The sequence below is a fragment of the Kitasatospora sp. NPDC059803 genome (assembly GCF_042732255.1).
Lineage (GTDB): Bacteria > Actinomycetota > Actinomycetes > Streptomycetales > Streptomycetaceae > Kitasatospora.
The window spans coordinates 45,283-64,465 of record NZ_JBHWIJ010000010.1; the positions used below are offsets into that span (position 1 = coordinate 45,283).

A 19,183-nucleotide genomic window follows, 5' to 3' on the forward strand; every position below is an offset into this window, starting at 1 on the left:
AACGCGCCCAAAACCCACACAACCCGACAATTTACGCCCCCCCCCCCCCCCCAAACACCCCCCCCGGGGCGTCCCGGGGGAGTGGGACCGCCCTTCGGCGGAGGGTGGGGAAGGAGGATCAGGGGGTCAGATCTTCGCCCACGCGTCGGTGAGGCTGGTCCGCAGGATCTGCTCGATCTCGTCGAAGGTCGACTGGTTGGAGATCAGCGGCGGGGCCAGCTGGATGACCGGGTCGCCACGGTCGTCGGCGCGGCAGTACAGGCCGTTGTCGAAGAGGGCCTTCGACAGGAAGCCGTAGAGGACGCGCTCGACCTCGTCGTCGTTGAACGACTCCTTGGTGACCTTGTCCTTCACGAGCTCGATGCCGTAGAAGTACCCGTTGCCGCGGACGTCGCCGACGATCGGCAGGTCGCGCAGCTTGTTCAGGGTGCCCAGGAACGCGGCCTCGTTGTCGAGGACGTGCTGGTTCAGGCCCTCGCGCTCGAAGATGTCGAGGTTGGCCAGCGCCACCGCGGAGGAGACCGGGTGGCCGCCGAAGGTGTAGCCGTGCAGGAAGGTGTTGTCGCCCTTGTAGAACGGCTCGGCGAGGCGGTCCGAGATGATCGTGGCGCCGATCGGGGAGTAGCCCGAGGTCATGCCCTTGGCGCAGGTGATCATGTCGGGCTGGTAGCCGAACTTGTCGGCGCCGAACATGGTGCCCAGGCGGCCGAAGGCGCAGATGACCTCGTCCGAGACCAGCAGCACGTCGTGGCGGTCGCAGATCTCGCGCAGGCGCTGGAAGTACCCGGGCGGCGGCGGGAAGCAGCCACCGGCGTTCTGCACCGGCTCGACGAAGACGGCGGCGACGGTCTCGGCGCCCTCGTTGAGGATGGCCACCTCGATCTCGTCGGCGCACCAGCGGCCGTAGGCCTCGGGGTCGACCGTGCCGTCCGGGCCTTCGAGGAAGGCGGGGGCGCGGTAGATGTTGGTGTTCGGGGCCTTGTGGGTGCCCGGCACCAGCGGCTCGAACGGGGCCTTCAGGCCCGGCAGGCCGGTGATCGACAGGGCGCCCTGCGGGGTGCCGTGGTAGGCGACGGCGCGCGAGATGACCTTGTACTTGGTCGGCTTGCCGGTCAGCTTGAAGTACTGCTTGGCGAGCTTCCAGGCTGTCTCGACGGCCTCGCCGCCACCGGTGGAGAAGAAGACCTTGTTCAGGTCGCCCGGGGCGTAGTTGGCCAGGCGCTCGGCCAGCTCGACGGCCTTCGGGTGGGCGTAGCTCCACACCGGGAAGAAGGCGAGCTCCTTGGCCTGCTTGGCGGCGGCCTCGGCCAGCTCCTCGCGGCCGTGGCCGGCCTGGACGACGAACAGGCCGGCGAGGCCGTCGAGGTACTTGCGTCCCTTGTCGTCCCAGACGTAGGTGCCTTCGCCCTTGACGATCGTCGGCACGGGGGAGTTCTCGTACGACGACATGCGGGTGAAGTGCATCCACAGGTGGTCGTAGGCGGTCTTGGAAAGGTCCTTCTGCGCCGGGTCGGCTGTCATCGGGTGCCCCAGGTGTAGGTCTGTTTCCGGAGCTTCAGGTAGACGAAGCTCTCGGTGCTCCGCACGCCGGGAAGCGCGCGGATGCGCTTGTTGATCAGTTCGAGCAGGTGCTCGTCGTCCTCGCAGACCAGTTCGGCCAGGAGGTCGAACGAGCCTGCGGTGCAGACGACGTAGTCGACCTCGTCGAGGGCGGCCAGCGCGTCGGCGACGGGCTCGATGTCGCCCTCGACCCGGATGCCGACCATCGCCTGGCGGGTGAAGCCGACGGTGAGCGGGTCCGTGACGGCGACGATCTGCATCACGCCCTGGTCGAGCAGCTTCTGGACGCGCTGGCGCACGGCCGCCTCGGACAGGCCGACGGCCTTGCCGATGGCGGCGTACGGGCGGCGTCCGTCCTCCTGGAGCTGCTCGATGATCGCCTTGGAGGCGGCATCGAGGGGAACGCTCGCGTTCCGGTCGCGGTTGGCCACGCCGCCACTGTGCCTGATCGTTCCCCTGTTCGCAAGCGAGGAATCTGCTGATTTCGTCGCGATCTTGGAATCCGCGTACGGATTTCATCGCCTACATGCACTGCACCTGTCGATACCGGCAGTCATGCGGCTACCCTGGCACGGTACGCGCGCAGCCCCGCAGCGCAGCGCGCGTTCCCCCAAACCAGTGGACCGCGCCGTCCAGGGCCCGGCCACCCGACACCCTTCGTGCGCCGGACCCGCCGACGTACCATGGCGCCGGAAACTGCAACGCCGCAGGCCCAGACCGAGGAGAGACCCCGTGAGCGACCTTCGCACGCTGCGCAACTACATCAACGGTGAGTTCGTCGACGCGGCGGACGGCCGCACGCTCGACATCGTCGACCCCACCACCGGTGAGGCCTACGCGACGTCCCCGCTGTCCGGTGCCTCCGATGTGGACGCCGCGATGGCCTCGGCCGCCGCCGCCTTCCCGATCTGGCGCGACGCCACCCCGAGCACCCGCCAGAAGCTGCTGCTCAAGATCGCCGACGCGGTCGAGGCCCGGGCCGACGAGCTCGTCGACGCGGAGGTCCGCAACACGGGCAAGCCGCGCGGGCTGACCCTCTCGGAGGAGATCGGTCCGATGGTGGACCAGATCCGCTTCTTCGCCGGTGCCGCCCGCATGCTGGAGGGCAAGGCCGCCGGGGAGTACATGGACGGGATGACCTCGATCGTCCGCCGCGAGCCGGTCGGCGTCTGTGCCCAGGTCGCGCCGTGGAACTACCCGATGATGATGGCTGTCTGGAAGTTCGCCCCGGCCATCGCCGCGGGCAACACCGTCGTCCTGAAGCCCTCGGACACCACCCCGGCCTCCACCGTCCTGCTCGCCGAGATCATCGGCGGCGTGCTGAAGGACCTGGAGCTGCCGGCCGGCGTCTTCAACGTCATCTGCGGCGACCGCGAGTCCGGCCGGCTGATGGTCGAGCACAAGACCCCGGCGATGGCCTCCATCACCGGTTCGGTCCGGGCCGGCATCCAGGTCGCCGAGTCCGCCTCCAAGGACGTCAAGCGCGTCCACCTGGAGCTGGGCGGCAAGGCCCCGGTCGTGGTCTTCGAGGACGCCGACATCGCCGAGGCCGTCGAGGGCATCTCGGTCGCGGGCTACTTCAACGCCGGCCAGGACTGCACCGCCGCCACCCGCGTGCTGGTGCACGAGTCGATCCACGACGCCTTCGTCGAGGCGCTGGCCAAGGCCGCGGCCGAGACCAAGACCGGCGGCGTGGACGACGAGGACGTGCTGTACGGCCCGCTGAACAACGCCAACCAGCTGAAGCAGGTGGCCGGCTTCATCGAGCGGCTGCCCACCCACGCCAAGATCGAGGCCGGTGGCCACCAGGTCGGCGAGAAGGGCTACTTCTACGCCCCGACCGTCGTCTCCGGCCTGCGGCAGGACGACGAGATCATCCAGAACGAGGTCTTCGGCCCGGTCATCACCGTGCAGAAGTTCACCGACGAGGACCAGGCCGTCGACTACGCCAACGGCGTCGACTTCGCGCTGGCCTCCTCGGTGTGGACCAAGGACCACGCCCGCGCCATGCGGATGTCGCGCCGCCTGGACTTCGGCTGCGTCTGGATCAACACCCACATCCCGCTGGTCGCCGAGATGCCGCACGGCGGCTTCAAGAAGTCCGGCTACGGCAAGGACCTCTCCGCGTACGGCTTCGAGGACTACACCCGGGTGAAGCACGTCATGACCGCGATCTAGCGGGTCGTGACGGTTGAGCGCTGTATGACCGCGATCTAGCGGGTCGTGACGGTCGGGCGCTGTATGACCGCGATCTGATCGCACGTCCATCGTGTGAACGGACAATGGGCCCGGGTCCTTTCGACCCGGGCCCGGTGTCTTTGCATCCTGTCGGCCGTTCGCGTGACCGGCTGACAAGATGAAACTGCACTTCGGGGCCGCGACTCCCTAGCCTTACCGGCATGAGCATCCCCACCGCTGACTCAGCCGCCGGCCAGGCGGTCAAGGCCGCCGACCGCGCGCACGTCTTCCACTCGTGGTCCGCCCAGGCGCTGATCGACCCCCTCGCGGTGGCCGGCGCCGAGGGCTCGTACTTCTGGGACTACGACGGCAACCGCTACCTCGACTTCTCCTCGCAGCTGGTCAACACCAACATCGGCCACCAGCACCCGAAGGTGGTCGCCGCGATCCAGGAGCAGGCGGCGAAGCTCTGCACCATCGCCCCCGGCTTCGCGGTCGAGGCGCGCAGCGAGGCCGCCCGGCTGATCGCCGAGCGCACCCCCGGTGACCTCGACAAGATCTTCTTCACCAACGGCGGCGCCGAGGCGGTCGAGAACGCCGTCCGGCTGGCCCGGCTGCACACCGGCCGGCAGAAGGTCATGTCCGCCTACCGCTCGTACCACGGCGCCACCGCCAACGCGATCGCCCTCACCGGCGACCCGCGGCGCTGGGCCAACGAGACCGGCGTCTCCGGCGTGGTGCACTTCTGGGGCCCGTACGCCTACCGCTCCAACTTCCACGCCGAGAACGAGGCGCAGGAGTGCGAGCGCGCGCTGGAGCACCTGGAGCAGGTGATCGCCTTCGAGGGCCCCGGGACGATCGCGGCGATCATCCTGGAGACCGTGGTCGGCACCGCGGGCATCCTGATCCCGCCGGCGGGCTACCTGGCCGGGGTGCGGGAGATCTGCGACCGCTTCGGCATCGTGTTCATCCTCGACGAGGTGATGGCCGGCTTCGGCCGCACCGGCGAGTGGTTCGCCGCCGACCACTGGGGCGTCACCCCGGACCTGCTGACCTTCGCCAAGGGCGTCAACTCGGGCTACGTCCCGCTGGGCGGCGTGGCGATCAGCGCCGAGATCGCCGCCACCTTCGCCGAGCGGGCGTTCCCGGGCGGGCTCACCTACTCCGGCCACCCGCTGGCCTGCGCCTCGGCCGTCGCCACCATCACCGCCATGGCGGAGGAGGGCATCGTCGAGAACGCCAAGCACATCGGCGAGACCGTGCTCGGCCCCGGCCTGCGGGAGCTGGCCGAGCGGCACCCCTCGATCGGCGAGGTCCGCGGCCTCGGCGTGTTCTGGGCGCTCGACCTGGTGAAGGACCGCGGGACCCGCGAGCCGCTGGTCCCGTACAACGCGGCCGGCCCCGCCAACGCGCCGATGGCCGAGCTGGCCGCCGCCTGCAAGCAGCGCGGGCTCTGGCCGTTCGTCAACATGAACCGCCTCCACGTCGTCCCGCCGTGCACCGTCACCGAGGAGGAGGCCAAGACCGGTCTCGCGGTGCTCGACGAGGTGCTGTCGCTCGCCGACGCGCACACCGTCTGACGTACCGACCGGACGGCCCCGGGTGTCGCGCACGCCCGGGGCCGTCCCACGCTCCGGAGGCCTTCCCCATGCCCAGCAGCACCACCCCGACCCGCCCCCACAACTCCCGTACGATCCGCCGGCGTTCGGTGCTCGGCGGGGCCGCGCTGCTCGGCGCCGGCACGCTGACCGGCTGCGGCATCCCGTCCGCGTACGTCGCCGAGGACCGCCGCTCGGTCCAGGACCGCTCGGACCGCGAGCAGCGGCTCGCCTTCTCCAACTGGACCCAGTACATCGACACCGACGACCAGGGCCACCGGCCGACCCTGGACGCCTTCACCGAGCGGACCGGCATCGCGGTCACCTACACCGAGGACATCAACGACAACGACGAGTTCTTCGGAAAGATCAGCCCGGTGCTCACCCAGGGCGCCGACCCCGGCCGGGACCTCATGGTGGTCAGCGACTGGATGGCCGGCCGGTACGTCTCGCTCGGCTGGGTGCAGGCCATGGACCGGGCCAACCTGCCCAACGTCACCGCCAACCTGGACCCGCAGCTCGCCGACCCGGCCTTCGACCCCGGGCGCCGGCGCAGCGTGCCCTGGCAGTCCGGGATCACCGGCATCGCGTACAACCGCAAGGCGCTCGGCCGGGAGCTGAAGTCGACCGCGGACCTCTGGGCGCCCGATCTCAAGGGCCGGGTCACCCTGTTCGCCGGGCTGGACGAGGCGCTCGGGCTGCTGATGCTCGCCCAGGGTGCGGACGTCTCCCGGTTCGGCGAGGACGACGCGCACCGGGCGATGGACACCGTGCAGAAGATGGTCGACACCGGCCACATCCGCCGCTTCACCGGCAACGACTACACCAGCGACCTCGCCTCCGGTGCCGCCGTCGCCTGCCAGGCCTACTCCGGCGACGCCGTCCAACTGACCGCCCAGAACCCGGACATCGAGTTCGTGGTGCCGCAGGAGGGCGGCGAGCTGTGGGCGGAGAGCCTGATGATCCCCAACCGGGCCCGGCACAAGCGCAACGCCGAGCTGCTGATCGACCACTACTACCAGCCCGAGGTGGCCGCCGAACTCGCCGCGTTCGTCCAGTACATCTGCCCGGTGCCGGCCGCCCGCGAGGTGCTGGCGGCCAGCGGCGACAAGGACAAGGCCGAACTGGCGGAGAACCCGCTGCTCTTCCCGACCGACGAGATGCGCGCCCGGCTGCACACCATGCGCGACGTCACCTCGGCGGAGCGGCCCGAACTGCACAAGGTCTGGGGGCGCATCACCGGCGTGTAGGCCACCGGCGGTCAGCGGTCAGCGGTCAGTGGTCGGCGGTCGGCGGTCAGCGGCGGACGGCGTCCAGGGCGAGCAGCGCCACGTGCAGGGAGAGGCAGGACTCCACCTGGTCGAGGTCGACGCCGAGGATCCGCTCGACCTTGTGCAGGCGGTCGTAGAAGGACGGCCGGGACAGGTGCGCGGCGTCGGCCGCCGCCGACTTGTTCCGGCCCTGCTCCAGGTAGATCCGCAGCATCTGCACCAACTGGCCGTTGTGCTCGGCGTCGTGGGCCAGCAGCGGGCCCAGCTCCCGCTCCACGTAGGTCTGCAACCGGGCGTCGTCGCGCAGCAGGTGGAGCAGGCCGCGCAGCCGGACGTCCGGCAGCCGGTAGTACGAGGCGGCCCGGCCGCCGGGCGCGTCGTGCAGGGCCGCGTCGGCGACCTGGGTGGCCTCCAGCAGGGTGCGCCGGGCGTCCCGGACGGAGCCGACCGAGGAGCCGACCGCGACCACCGGGGCCGGTGCGGCGGCGGCGTCGTCCCGGCCGGCCTCGGCCGACATCCGGCGCAGCGTGGCCGAGAAGGCGTCCAGGGCGGCGTGCTCGTCCTGCTGGGTGCCGAGCGTGATCAGCACGCCGACGCCCTCGTCGTCCAGCGCGCCGACCAGGGCGGAGAGCCGGCAGGCCCGGACGGCTCCCGCGGCGAGCTCGGTGAAGTCGCGCAGCCGGGCCTGCGCCTCCAGGGCGGCCGGGATCGGGCCGCGCCGCTGCCGCAGCACCACTCCGACCAGCCGGCGGCCCTCCAGCGGGACGCCGAGCGCCTGGGCGCGCAGGGCCACCTCGGAGACGGTCAGCGCGTGGGTGAGGATGCCGGACAGCAGGGTGCGGTGGGTCTGCCGCTCCAGGCTCTCCCGGTCGCGCACCACCAGCCGGTTGAGCGCCAGGGCGGAGGCGCCGCGTTCCAGCAGCATGGTGTGCGGGTGGGCCTCGTTCTCGGGCAGCGGGCCCGGATCCTGTACCAGCACGAGTCGGCCCCAGTCCTGGCCTCGGGCGCCGACCGTGGTCACCAGCCAGCCGCTGCGCGGGTCGTGCCCGGTGCGGCCGGGCGGGCGGACCCCGCGGGAGCGGCGCTCCCAGTCCTCCAGCAGTTCGACCTCCGGGCGGCCGGCGGTGTCGTGGGCGAGCACCTGGTGCGCGAGGTTCTCCAGGACGACCGGCGCGCCCGCCATCCGGGCCACCTGGCGGATCACCTCGGGCGGCTCGGCGCCCTCCACCACCAGCTCGTTGAACACCTGGTGGACGGCCTCGGAGACGCGCAGCTGCTCCAGCTGGGCGTTGACCACCAGCGCGTGCACGGCCTCGGTGACGGCGACGAAGCGCAGCTCGCGGCGGAGCGTGATCAGCGGCAGGCCGCGCTGTTCGGCGGCGTGCACCAGGGCGCGGGGCAGCGAGTCGAAGTAGCGCCGGCCGTACTCGACGACCAGTCCGGCGACCCCCACCTCGTCCAGTTCGCGGACGTAGCGGGCCAGGCCCTCGCGGTCGTCGGGCAGCGCGATGCCGGTGGTGAGCACCAGTTCGCCGCCCTGGAGCATCCCGGCGACGTCGGGCAGTTCGCTCACGTGGACCCAGCGGACCGGCCGCTCCAGGTGGTCGGCGCCGGCGACGACCTGGGGCAGGCCGCGCCGCATCACCTCCAGGTCGAGCACGCGGGCGACGGTGGGGAGCATCGCGGGCCTCCAGGGCCTTGAGGGACCAGAGTGTCAGGTAAATCATCCATCGCGGCGACGACCTGTCGCCCTCGGTGAACCCTTGCACCCTGTAAGGCCCTACCCACCGAGGTTGTCGGAGTGACCCTTGTCACGCCGGGGCGGCACCGGGCATGGTCAGCGGGTCGGCTGTGGCGAAAAACAGACCTCACGCCGGAATCCATCGCGTTGCCGGAATGCAACAGCGGAATCCCTTGTCCGGAGTCCGCCGGACTGCCAGGATCGCGCAACCCCGGTGATCAGCCGGTCGGATTCCCCCACCGCACAACCGTGAGAATCGCCGTGGCAGTCGACCCACCGGCACTTGGAGGAACCAGATGGACCTGACCGACTTCGGCGCGGGCGCGCAGTACATCGCGGGCCGTCAGACCCGGGGGAGCGGCGAGCCCTTCCAGGTCGTCAACCCCGCAGACGGCAGCGTGGTCGAGCAGGTCGCCCTGGCCACCACCGGCGAGGTCGACGCGGCCGTGGCCGCCGCGAAGGCGGCCCTGCCCGGCTGGTCCCGCGCCACCCCCGGCGCCCGCTCCGAGGCGCTGACCGCACTGGCCGCCGTCCTGACCTCGGCGAGCGCAGACCTCGCCCGGGTGGAGACCGCGCAGACCGGCAAGCCGGTCAAGCTGGCCACCGAGTTCGACGTCCCCGGCACCATCGACAACGTGGCGTTCTTCGCCGGCGCCGCCCGCAACCTGGAGGGCAAGGCGGCCGGCGAGTACTCCGGCGACCACACCTCCTACGTGCGCCGCGAGGCGATCGGCGTGGTCGGCTCGATCTCGCCGTGGAACTACCCGCTGCAGATGGCCGCCTGGAAGGTCCTGCCGGCGATCGCGGCGGGCAACACCATCGTGCTCAAGCCGTCCGAGCTGACCCCGCTCACCTCGCTGATGTTCGCCCGGGCCTGCACCGAGGCGGGCATCCCCGACGGCGTGGTCAACGTGGTCACCGGCGCCGGACGCACCACCGGCGAGCACCTGGTCGCGCACCCGGACGTCGCCATGGTGTCCTTCACCGGCTCCACCCCGGTCGGCCGCAGGGTCGCCGAACTCGCCACCGCGAGCGTCAAGCGCACCCACCTGGAGCTCGGCGGCAAGGCCCCGTTCGTGGTCTTCGACGACGCCGACCTCGACGCCGCCGTGCACGGCGCGGTCGCCGCCTCGCTGATCAACGGCGGCCAGGACTGCACCGCCGCCACCCGCGCGTACGTCCAGCGCCCGCTGTACGACGCGTTCGTGGCCGGCGTGGCCGAGCTGTACGCCGCGATCCGGATCGGCGACCCGCTCAACCCGCACACCGACCTCGGCCCGCTGGTCTCGTACACCCACCGGGACCGGGTGGCCGGCTTCGTCGAACGCGCCCGCTCCTACGCCACCGTGGTCACCGGCGGCCGCGCGCCGGAGAAGGGCCACGACGGCACCGACCTCACCCGCGGCGCGTACTACGCGCCCACCCTGATCACCGGCGCCGCCCAGGACAGCGAGGTGGTCCAGGGCGAGATCTTCGGCCCGGTGCTCGTCGTGCTGCCCTTCGACACCGACGACGAGGGCCTGCGGCTGGCCAACGACACCCCCTACGGCCTGGCCGCCTCCGCCTGGACGGGCAACGTGCACCGCTCGCTGCGCGCCACCCGGGAGATCGCGGCCGGGTGCGTCTGGGTCAACGACCACATCCCGATCATCAGCGAGATGCCGCACGGCGGCTACAAGGCGTCCGGCTACGGCAAGGACATGTCCCAGTACTCGCTGGACGAGTACACCCAGGTCAAGCACGTCATGTTCGACACCACCGCGGTGGCCCGCAAGGACTGGCACCGCACCGTCTTCGGAGACAGATAACCCCTGCCCAGGGGCGCCGCCCCCAGGGCGCCCCGATTCGACCTCTTACCCCCAGGAGGCCCGTTCCATGGCGTTCAACGAGTTCACCGACGGTCTGCCCGAACCGGTCCGCAAGGCCTGGGAACGCAGCCTGACCAGCGGCCGGGCCGCGATCGGCCGCCGCACCCTGCTGCGGGCCGCCGCGCTGACCGCCGGTGCGGGCACGCTGGCCGCCTGCGGGATCCCGGCGGCCAGGACCGTCGGCGGCGACTCGACCGCCAACGCCGCCAAGGACCTCTCGGACACCGAGAAGGTGGTCAACTTCTCCAACTGGCCGCTGTACATCGACACCGACGAGAAGGACAAGGAGAAGCACGGCACCCTGGACGCCTTCACCGCAGCCACCGGCGTCAAGGTCAGGTACAACGAGGACGTCAACGACAACGTCGAGTTCTTCGGCAAGGTCAAGCCGCAGCTCGCGGCCGGCCAGGACACCGGCCGCGACCTGATGGTCCTCACCGACTGGATGGCCGCCCGGATGATCCGGCTCGGCTGGGCGCAGAAGCTCAACCCGGCGAACGTCACCACCGCGATCACCACCATCGACTCCCGCTTCCGCGCCCCCGACTGGGACCCGGGCCGGCTGTACTCCTACCCGTGGGCCGGCATCCAGGTCGTCATCGCCTACAACAAGAAGGCGACCAAGGGGAAGGAGGTCACCAGCGTCTCCCAACTGCTGGACGACCCCGACCTCAAGGGCCGGGTCACCTTCCTCTCCGAGATGCGCGACAGCATCGGGATCACCCTGCTGGACCTGGGCAAGGACCCGGCGAAGTTCACCGCCGACGACTACGACGCCGCCGTCGCCCGGCTGCAGAAGGGCGTCGACAGCAAGCAGATCCGCCGTTTCACCGGCAACGACTACGGCCAGGAGCTGTCCTCCGGCGACATCGCGGCCTGCGTCGCCTGGGGCGGTGACCTGATCCAACTGCGCGCCGACAACCCGGACATCGAGTTCGTCATCCCGGAGAAGGGCTACGTCTCCTCGACGGACAACATGCTGATCCCGGCCCGGGCGCAGCACAAGGCGAACGCGGAAAAGCTGATCGACTTCTACTATCAGCCGAAGATCGCGGCGCAGCTGGTCGCGGGCATCGGCTTCGTCTCCGCCGTCACCGGGATGAAGGACGAACTCGCCGCCCTCGCCCCGGACAGCGCGGCCAATCCGCTGGTCGTACCCACCCCCGAGATGGCGGCCAAGTCGCACGTGTTCCGCACCCTCACCGAGACCGAGGAGAGCGACTTCGAGCAGAAGTTCTCCAAGCTCATCGGCGCCTGACCCCCCCACGCGCGGCCCACTCCCGGCAGAGAACCCAGGAAGACACCCATGACAGACCAGCAGCGCGACGCGGCCGCCGGCGGCGACGTCCGCCTCACCGGCATCGGCAAGACCTACGGCGCCTTCACCGCCGTCCACCCGCTCGACCTCACCGTCCCGCAGGGCTCCTTCTTCGCCCTGCTCGGCGCCTCCGGCTGCGGCAAGACCACCACCCTGCGCATGATCGCCGGCCTGGAGGAGCCCACCAGCGGCACCGTCCTGATCGGCGGCCAGGACGTCACCGCCCTGCCCCCGTACAAGCGGCCGGTGAACACCGTCTTCCAGAGCTACGCGCTCTTCCCGCACCTCGACATCTTCGAGAACGTCGCCTTCGGCCTGCGCCGCCGCGGCCGCAAGGACGTCAAGAAGCAGGTCGAGGAGATGCTGGAGCTGGTCGAACTCGGCCAGTACGCCCGGCGCAAGCCGCACCAGCTCTCCGGCGGCCAGCAGCAGCGCGTCGCCGTCGCCCGTGCCCTGATCAACCACCCCCAGGTGCTGCTCCTCGACGAGCCGCTCGGCGCACTCGACCTCAAGCTCCGCCGCCAGATGCAGCTGGAGCTCAAGCGGATCCAGACCGAGGTCGGCATCACCTTCGTGCACGTCACCCACGACCAGGAGGAGGCCATGACGATGGCCGACACCATCGCGGTGATGAACGGCGGCCGGGTCGAGCAACTGGGCGCCCCCGCCGAGCTGTACGAGAACCCCGCCACCACCTTCGTGGCCAACTTCCTCGGCCAGTCCAACCTGCTGCCCGCCGAGGTCACCGGCACCGACGGCGGCGACCTGCTGCTCACCGCGGCCGGCGTCCGCCTCGCCGTGCCCAAGGCGCGCTGCGCCACCGAGGCCAGGCAGGTCCACCTGGGCGTGCGCCCGGAGAAGATCACCATCGCGCACGCCTCCGCCGAGGTCGCCGACGGCCGCAACCGGCTGGCCGGCACCGTCCTCGACTCCAGCTTCATCGGCGTCTCCACCCAGTACGTGGTGCGCACCGACGGCGGCCAGGAGGTCACCGTCTTCGAGCAGAACATGGAGCGCGACGCCCGGATCGTCCCCGGCGCGCCCGTCCTGCTGCACTGGAACCCGGCGCACTCCTTCGCCCTGGACGCCGCGCAGGCGATCGACGCGGGCACCGCGGAGGAGGCCGCATGACCACCACCACCCCGGCCGCCCCGTCACAGGTCATACCGCTCACGGAACCGGCACGGAAGCCGAAGCGCAAGCTCACCGCGTACTGGCTGCTGCTGCCCGGCATCGCCTGGCTCGTCGTCTTCTTCGCCGTCCCGATGGTCTACCAGGCGTCCACCTCGCTGCAGACCGGCTCGCTCGAAGCGGGCTTCAAGGTCACCTGGCACCTCGCGACCTACTGGGACGCCCTGGTCGAGTACAAGTGGCACTTCGTCCGCTCGTTCTCCTACGCGGGCATCGCCACCGTGCTCTGCCTGGCCGTCGGCTACCCGCTCGCGTACACGATCGCCTTCAAGGCGAGCAAGCGCTGGCGCAACGTCATCCTGATCCTGGTCATCGCGCCGTTCTTCACCAGCTTCCTGATCCGCACGCTGGCCTGGAAGACCATCCTGTCCGACGGCGGGCCGGTGGTCGGGGTGCTCAACACCCTGCACGTCCTGGACGTCACCAACGCGCTCGGCCTCACCTCCGGCGACCGGGTGCTCGCCACGCCGCTCGCCGTGGTCTGCGGTCTCACCTACAACTTCCTGCCGTTCATGATCCTGCCGCTGTACACCTCGCTGGAGCGGATCGACCCCCGCCTGCACGAGGCGGCCGGCGACCTGTACGCCCGGCCGTTCACCACCTTCCGCAAGGTCACCTTCCCGATCTCGCTGCCCGGCGTGGTCGCCGGCACCCTGCTCACCTTCATCCCGGCCTCCGGCGACTACATCAACGCCCAGCTGCTGGGCTCGCCGAGCGAGCAGATGGTCGGCAACGGCATCCAGAAGCAGTTCCTGAACGTGCTCGACTACCCCACGGCTGCCGCACTGAGCTTCATCCTGATGGCCCTGATCCTGGGCATGGTGACGGTCTACATGCGCAAGGCCGGGACGGAGGAACTGGTCTGATGTCCCGGATTACCAAGTGGATACGCGCCCACCTGGTGGTGCTGGCCGGCGTGCTGGCCCTCGCCTACCTGGTGCTGCCCAACCTGGTCGTGCTCGCCTTCTCGTTCAACAAGCCGGTCGGCAAGTTCAACTACGAGTGGAACGAGTTCTCCACCGACGCCTGGACCAACCCCTGCGGCGTGGCCGACATGTGCCAGTCGCTCTCGCTCAGCCTGCAGATCGCGGTGCTCGCCACCATCGGCGCCACCGTGCTCGGCACCATGGTCGCCTTCGCACTGGCCCGCTACCGCTTCCGCGGCCGCTCGGCCACCACCGCGATGATCTTCCTGCCGATGGCCATGCCCGAGGTGGTCATGGCCGCCTCGCTCGGGACGCTGTTCCTCAACATGCGCATCCCGTTCGGCTTCACCACCATCCTCATCGCGCACATCATGTTCTGCCTCAGCTTCGTGGTGACGGCCGTCAAGGCCCGCGTGATGAGCATGGACCCGAGGCTCGAACAGGCCGCCCAGGACCTCTACGCGACCCCCATCCAGACCTTCCTGCGGGTCACCCTGCCGCTGGCCGCCCCCGGCATCGCGGCGGGAGCGCTGCTCAGCTTCGCGCTCTCCTTCGACGACTTCATCATCACCCAGTTCAACTCGGGCCCGACCACGGTCACCTTCCCGATGTTCGTCTGGGGCGCGTCGCAGCGCGGCATCCCGGTACAGGTCAACGTCATCGGCACCGCGATGTTCATCGCCGCCGTCGCGCTGACCGTCGCCGGCCAGTGGCTGGGCAACCGCCGGAAGGCCACCGCCTGACGTACGGTCGGGTGTGGTGGCCGAACAAACCATCGCCTAAGTACAGAAAGTGGCTGATAATGCATGGACTCCGCCCGCGCACTCAGTGACGCCAGGCCCACCCCCTTCTGGCTGGAGGATCCGGGCCGGCCGGCGGCACTGCCCGCCCTGGTCGGCGACACCACCTGCGACCTGCTGGTCGTCGGCGGCGGCTACTCCGGCCTCTGGACCGCCCTCATCGCCAAGGAACGCGACCCCTCGCTGGACGTCGTGCTGGTCGAGGGCAACGAGGTCGGGTGGGCCGCGTCCGGGCGCAACGGCGGATTCTGCGCGGCCAGCCTCACCCACGGCTTCGGCAACGGCCTGCAACGCTGGCCCGCCGAACTCGGCCAGCTGGAACGCCTCGGTGCCGCCAACCTGGACGGCATCGAGGCCACCCTCAAGCGCTACGGCATCGACGCCGAGTGGGAGCGCACCGGCGAGATCGACGTCGCCACCCAGCCGCACCAGGTCGAGGAACTCCACGAGATCGCCGAGGCCGTCGCCCGGTACGGCTTCGACATCACCGTCCTGGACGCCGACGAGCTGCGCGCCGAGGTCGACTCGCCGACCTTCCTCGGCGGCCTCTGGGACAAGGAGGGCGTGGCGATGGTCCACCCCGCCAAGCTCGCCTGGGGCCTGCGGGACGCCTGCCTCGGCCAGGGCGTGCGGATCTTCGAGCACACCCGGGCCACCGACCTGCGGGAGTACGGCAGCGGCATGGCCGTCCGAACCCCGTACGGACGGGTCTTCGCCCGGCGCGTCGCACTCGGCACCAACGTGTTCCCGTCGCTGGTCAAGAGGGTCCGGCCGTACATCGTGCCGGTGTACGACTACGCGCTGATGACCGAGCCGCTCAGCGACGAGCAGCTCGCCGCGATCGGCTGGCGCGGACGGCAGGGACTCGGCGACAGCGCCAACAAGTTCCACTACTTCCGGCTCTCCGCCGACAACCGGATCCTGTGGGGCGGCTACGACGCCGTCTACCACTACGGCGGCCGCGTCCGGCACGAGTACGACCAGCGGCCGGAGACCTTCCGCACGCTGGCGAACCACTTCTTCCGCTGCTTCCCGCAGCTGGAGGGCCTGCGGTTCACCCACGCCTGGGGCGGCGCCATCGACACCTGCACCCGGTTCTCGGCGTTCTTCGACACCGCCTACCGGGGCAAGGTCGCGTACGCGGCCGGGTACACCGGGCTCGGCGTCGGCGCGACGCGCTTCGGCGCCGAGGTGATGCTCGACCTGCTGTCCGGCGAGCGCACCGAGCGCACCTCGCTGGACATGGTGCGCAGCAAGCCGCTGCCGTTCCCGCCCGAGCCGGTGCGCTGGGCCGGGATCGAGATCACCACCCGCTCGCTGGAGCGCGCGGACCGCAACGGCGGCCACCGCAACCTCTGGCTGCGCACGCTCGACCGCATGGGGCTCGGCTTCGACAGTTGACCTCGTTGTCCGTGAGCTGACCTCGCCATCCGTGCCATCCCTGCTATCCGTGTTATCCGTGCTATCCGTGTAAGAGAGACCCGCCGTCCGCCTCTCCTTGGTGACGGCGGGTCTCGGTCTCCCCGCCGCGTCCCGACCAGGACGACCCGACCGGAACCAGCGGCGAGAAGCGGGGACAGACATGGAGAGCACCGGACTGCACTGGCTCGCCCAGGTGGCAGCGGACCCGGAGGCCTTCCGGGAGCAATGGGAGCGCACCGGGCTGGGGCTGATGCTGCTACCGGCCGGCCGCCGCTGGGACGTCCTCTCCGTCCCCGGACGGCTCGGGCGCCCGGCCCTGGAGATCCTGGACCCCGGCTCCTGCGGCCCCGTCCTCACCGACTTCGGGGACGAACACGTCAGCTTCCTGGTCCCCGTCGGCACCGCCGCCCGCTGGATCGGTACGGGCGTGCGCAGCGCGGGGGAGGGTACCTGGATCGTCGTCCCGCACCCCGAGCGCCGCAGCCGCGGGGTGCGCTGGCTCGTCCCGCCCGACGGCTCCGGACGGCTCAACGACCCGGTGCTGCTGGAGCTCGCCCTGCACGAGGCCGCGGCCGGGCTCAGCGGCTGGTGATCCCCCGGTCCGGACTCCGGCCCCCGGCCGGCGGTGGCGCGCGGGGCGGGCGGTCGCGTCAGACTGGAAACGTGACCACCGCCCCGGACGCCGTCGACGCGCCCCTTCGACCGGGCCACACCCAGCTGCGCCTCGCCGCACTGGCGGCCCCCGTCTGCGACCGGTACGGGCTCGCCCTGGCCGGTGGGCACGCGCTGCGCGCCCACGGTGTCGCGGCCTGCCCGCAGGACGGACTCACCCTGGTGACCGGCGGGGCCGACCTGCCGGAGGTGGCCGCGGCGCTGGGCGAGGCCTACCGCGCGGCCGGCGGCGGGGTCGCCGAACGCCCGGGCACGCCGCGGCTGGAGCAGCTCACCGTCCGGCTCGCGCTCGGCGGGCGGTCGCACTCGGTGGAGCTGCGGAAGGAGCCGCTGGCCCACCGGCCGGTGCGCTTCGACCTCGCCGCGCCCCCGCCCGGCGAACCGGCGGCGGTCCTGCCGGTCGCCCTGCCAGTTGTGCTGCCGGTCGTCGCCCTGGAGGACGCCGCCGCGCTCACCACCGCGCTGCTGGTGGACCGTGGCATGCCGCGGGACCTGGTCGACGTGCACGCCCTCACCGACTGCTACCGGGAGGGCGAACTCATCGCGCTGGCAGTCGAATTGGACGCGGACTTCCAGCCCGCGGCGCTCGCCGACCGGCTGGAGACGCTGGCCGAGGCGGCGGACGGCCGGTTCCGGGCCCGGGGTGTCGCGGCACGCGCGGTCGGCGGGCTGAAGCGGTGGGCGCTCGCCTGGGCCCAGGACCTGCGGCTGGACCTGCTGGAGACCCAGGAGGCGGCCGACGGTCTGCACGACCCGTACCTGGAGGACGAGGAGTCCTGAACGCGGGGTGGCGGCGCTTCGTCCTCGCGCGTTCGTCTTGCGGGGTCGTCTTTGCGGGTCCGGCTTCACACGTTCGTTCGTGCCCCCTCACCCATTCGGCCGAGCAACCGGACGACCTGTAAGGCTGAATCCGCGATCCCCGTCAGCCTGTTCGTTGAGGCCTGGCGCGGCGGGCACCAGACTGGAGACGAACGCGGTAGCCCCGTGAATCCCGTCGCCCGGCCCACTCGCGGGCGGCGCCAGACAGGACCGGCGGCAGGACGCCGCCCGGGACTTCGGAGGCAGACGGACTTGAGCAAGCACATCACTCACTGGATCGGCGGCGAGCCCGTCGCCACCGCCGGCGCGGCGCCCCGCCGCGGGGACATCTTCGACCCGGCCACCGGCCTGGTCGCCGGCCAGGTCGACTTCGCCGGGATCGCCGAGGTCGACCAGGCCGTGGCCGCCGCCGCCTCGGCCTTCGCCGAGTGGCGCACCGCCTCGGTCGCCAAGCGCACCACCGTGCTGTTCGCCTTCCGCGAGCTGCTGAACGCCCGCCGCGACGAGCTGGCCGCGATCATCGTGTCCGAGCACGGCAAGGTCCACTCCGATGCGCTCGGCGAGATCGCCCGCGGCCTGGAGGTCGTCGAGTACGCCTGCGGCATCCCGCAGCTCGTCAAGGGCGGCTTCACCGAGCAGGCCTCCACCGGCGTCGACGTCTACTCGATCCGCCAGCCGCTCGGCCCGGTCGCGATCATCTCGCCGTTCAACTTCCCGGCCATGGTGCCGATGTGGTTCTTCCCGCTCGCCATCGCGGCCGGCAACACCGTCGTCCTGAAGCCCTCGGAGAAGGACCCGTCCGCCGCCAACTTCCTCGCCGGGCTGTGGAAGGAGGCAGGCCTGCCGGACGGCGTCTTCAACGTCGTGCACGGCGACAAGGCCGCCGTGGACCGCCTGCTGGAGCACCCGGACGTCAAGTCCGTCAGCTTCGTCGGCTCCACCCCGATCGCCCGCTACGTCTACGAGACCGGTACGCGCTACGGCAAGCGCGTGCAGGCCCTGGGCGGCGCCAAGAACCACATGCTGGTCCTGCCCGACGCCGACCTCGACCTGGCCGCCGACGCCGCCGTCAACGCGGGCTTCGGCGCGGCCGGCGAGCGCTGCATGGCCGTGTCCGTCCTGGTCGCGGTCGACCCGATCGGCGACGAGCTGGTCGACAAGATCAAGCAGCGGATCGCCACCCTGAAGGTCGGCCCCGGCTGCAACGGCGACTCCGAGATGGGCCCGCTGGTCACCGGCCAGCACCGCGACAAGGTCACCTCCTACGTCGAGTCCGGTGTCGCCGACGGCGCCGAGCTCGCCGTGGACGGCCGCAAGCACCCGGTCACCGCCGAGGACGAGAACGGCGCCCCGACCTCGGACGGCTTCTGGCTCGGCCCCACGCTGTTCGACCACGTGAAGCCGGGCATGTCCGTATACAACGACGAGATCTTCGGCCCGATCCTCTCCGTCGTGCGCGTCGCCTCCTACGACGAGGGCCTGGCGCTGATCAACGCCAACCCGTACGGCAACGGCACCGCCCTCTTCACCAACGACGGCGGCGCGGCCCGGCGCTTCCAGTTCGAGGTGGAGGTCGGCATGGTCGGCATCAACGTGCCGATCCCGGTCCCGGTCGCCTACTACTCCTTCGGCGGCTGGAAGGCCTCCCTGTTCGGCGACGCCCACGCGTACGGCCCGGACGGCGTGCAGTTCTTCACCCGCGGCAAGGCCGTGACCCAGCGCTGGCTGGACCCCTCGCACGGCGGCATCAACCTCGGTTTCCCCACCAACAGCTGATCCCCCCGCCCCGCGGTCGTGCCGGCCGGACCCCTCTCCCCGG

The 19,183-nt window shown here is 71.0% G+C and carries 15 protein-coding genes; 12 read left to right on the forward strand and 3 right to left on the reverse strand.

Going from position 1 to position 19,183, the window contains the following annotated elements; translation table 11 throughout:
* Window positions 1-126 precede the first annotated feature (126 nt).
* Together ACFV6I_RS03155 and ACFV6I_RS03160 are read right to left on the reverse strand one after the other, a co-directional pair.
* Complete coding sequence (locus tag ACFV6I_RS03155; RefSeq protein ID WP_063347661.1) at window positions 127-1,521, reverse strand: aspartate aminotransferase family protein; 1,395 nt, start codon at window positions 1,519-1,521, stop codon at window positions 127-129.
* A complete protein-coding gene (locus tag ACFV6I_RS03160; protein ID WP_030243538.1) occupies window positions 1,518-1,991 on the reverse strand; it encodes an Lrp/AsnC family transcriptional regulator in 474 nt (157 codons plus the stop codon). The genes ACFV6I_RS03155 and ACFV6I_RS03160 overlap by 4 nt, the downstream gene beginning before the upstream one ends.
* A 301-nt stretch (window positions 1,992-2,292) precedes the next feature.
* Here ACFV6I_RS03160 and ACFV6I_RS03165 point away from each other — a divergent pair, with 301 nt between their 5' ends.
* The 3 genes from ACFV6I_RS03165 (at window position 2,293) to ACFV6I_RS03175 (ending at window position 6,586) form a co-directional block, all read left to right on the forward strand.
* Window positions 2,293-3,738, forward strand: coding sequence for a gamma-aminobutyraldehyde dehydrogenase (locus ACFV6I_RS03165; RefSeq protein WP_063347660.1), 1,446 nt, complete (start codon window positions 2,293-2,295; stop codon window positions 3,736-3,738).
* Window positions 3,739-3,959: 221 nt separating this feature from the next.
* Entirely contained in the window at window positions 3,960-5,318 is a 1,359-nt protein-coding gene (locus ACFV6I_RS03170; protein ID WP_063347659.1) for an aspartate aminotransferase family protein, read from the forward strand.
* Between the two features lie 68 nt (window positions 5,319-5,386).
* Window positions 5,387-6,586, forward strand: coding sequence for a spermidine/putrescine ABC transporter substrate-binding protein (locus ACFV6I_RS03175; protein ID WP_063347658.1), 1,200 nt, complete (start codon window positions 5,387-5,389; stop codon window positions 6,584-6,586).
* Window positions 6,587-6,632: 46 nt separating this feature from the next.
* Here the strand turns inward: ACFV6I_RS03175 and ACFV6I_RS03180 are convergent, their stop codons facing one another.
* Window positions 6,633-8,288, reverse strand: a complete 1,656-nt coding sequence (locus tag ACFV6I_RS03180) for a PucR family transcriptional regulator (protein WP_063347657.1) — start codon at window positions 8,286-8,288, stop codon at window positions 6,633-6,635.
* A 356-nt stretch (window positions 8,289-8,644) separates the two neighbouring features.
* Between ACFV6I_RS03180 and ACFV6I_RS03185 the strand changes: the two genes are divergently transcribed.
* The 9 genes from ACFV6I_RS03185 to ACFV6I_RS03225 all read left to right on the forward strand — a co-directional run bounded on the left by ACFV6I_RS03185 (window position 8,645) and on the right by ACFV6I_RS03225 (window position 19,140).
* The gene (locus ACFV6I_RS03185; protein ID WP_063347656.1) at window positions 8,645-10,156 is read left to right on the forward strand and encodes a gamma-aminobutyraldehyde dehydrogenase; all 1,512 of its coding nucleotides are present in this window, start codon (window positions 8,645-8,647) and stop codon (window positions 10,154-10,156) included.
* Window positions 10,157-10,223: 67 nt separating this feature from the next.
* The gene (locus ACFV6I_RS03190; RefSeq protein ID WP_063347655.1) at window positions 10,224-11,474 is read left to right on the forward strand and encodes a spermidine/putrescine ABC transporter substrate-binding protein; all 1,251 of its coding nucleotides are present in this window, start codon (window positions 10,224-10,226) and stop codon (window positions 11,472-11,474) included.
* Window positions 11,475-11,522: 48 nt separating this feature from the next.
* Entirely contained in the window at window positions 11,523-12,665 is a 1,143-nt protein-coding gene (locus ACFV6I_RS03195) for an ABC transporter ATP-binding protein (protein WP_380340579.1), read from the forward strand.
* Entirely contained in the window at window positions 12,662-13,591 is a 930-nt protein-coding gene (locus tag ACFV6I_RS03200; RefSeq protein ID WP_380423402.1) for an ABC transporter permease, read from the forward strand. Before ACFV6I_RS03195 ends, ACFV6I_RS03200 begins: the two co-directional genes overlap by 4 nt.
* A complete protein-coding gene (locus ACFV6I_RS03205) occupies window positions 13,591-14,394 on the forward strand; it encodes an ABC transporter permease (RefSeq protein ID WP_380377495.1) in 804 nt (267 codons plus the stop codon). Before ACFV6I_RS03200 ends, ACFV6I_RS03205 begins: the two co-directional genes overlap by 1 nt.
* 63 nt (window positions 14,395-14,457) lie before the next feature.
* Window positions 14,458-15,852, forward strand: coding sequence for an NAD(P)/FAD-dependent oxidoreductase (locus tag ACFV6I_RS03210; RefSeq protein ID WP_380423403.1), 1,395 nt, complete (start codon window positions 14,458-14,460; stop codon window positions 15,850-15,852).
* Window positions 15,853-16,033: 181 nt separating this feature from the next.
* Window positions 16,034-16,465, forward strand: a complete 432-nt coding sequence (locus ACFV6I_RS03215) for a hypothetical protein (RefSeq protein ID WP_063347650.1) — start codon at window positions 16,034-16,036, stop codon at window positions 16,463-16,465.
* 71 nt (window positions 16,466-16,536) lie between these two features.
* Window positions 16,537-17,325, forward strand: coding sequence for a hypothetical protein (locus ACFV6I_RS03220; protein WP_380423404.1), 789 nt, complete (start codon window positions 16,537-16,539; stop codon window positions 17,323-17,325).
* Window positions 17,326-17,616: 291 nt separating this feature from the next.
* Entirely contained in the window at window positions 17,617-19,140 is a 1,524-nt protein-coding gene (locus ACFV6I_RS03225) for a CoA-acylating methylmalonate-semialdehyde dehydrogenase (RefSeq protein ID WP_380423405.1), read from the forward strand.
* Window positions 19,141-19,183: the final 43 nt, after the last annotated feature.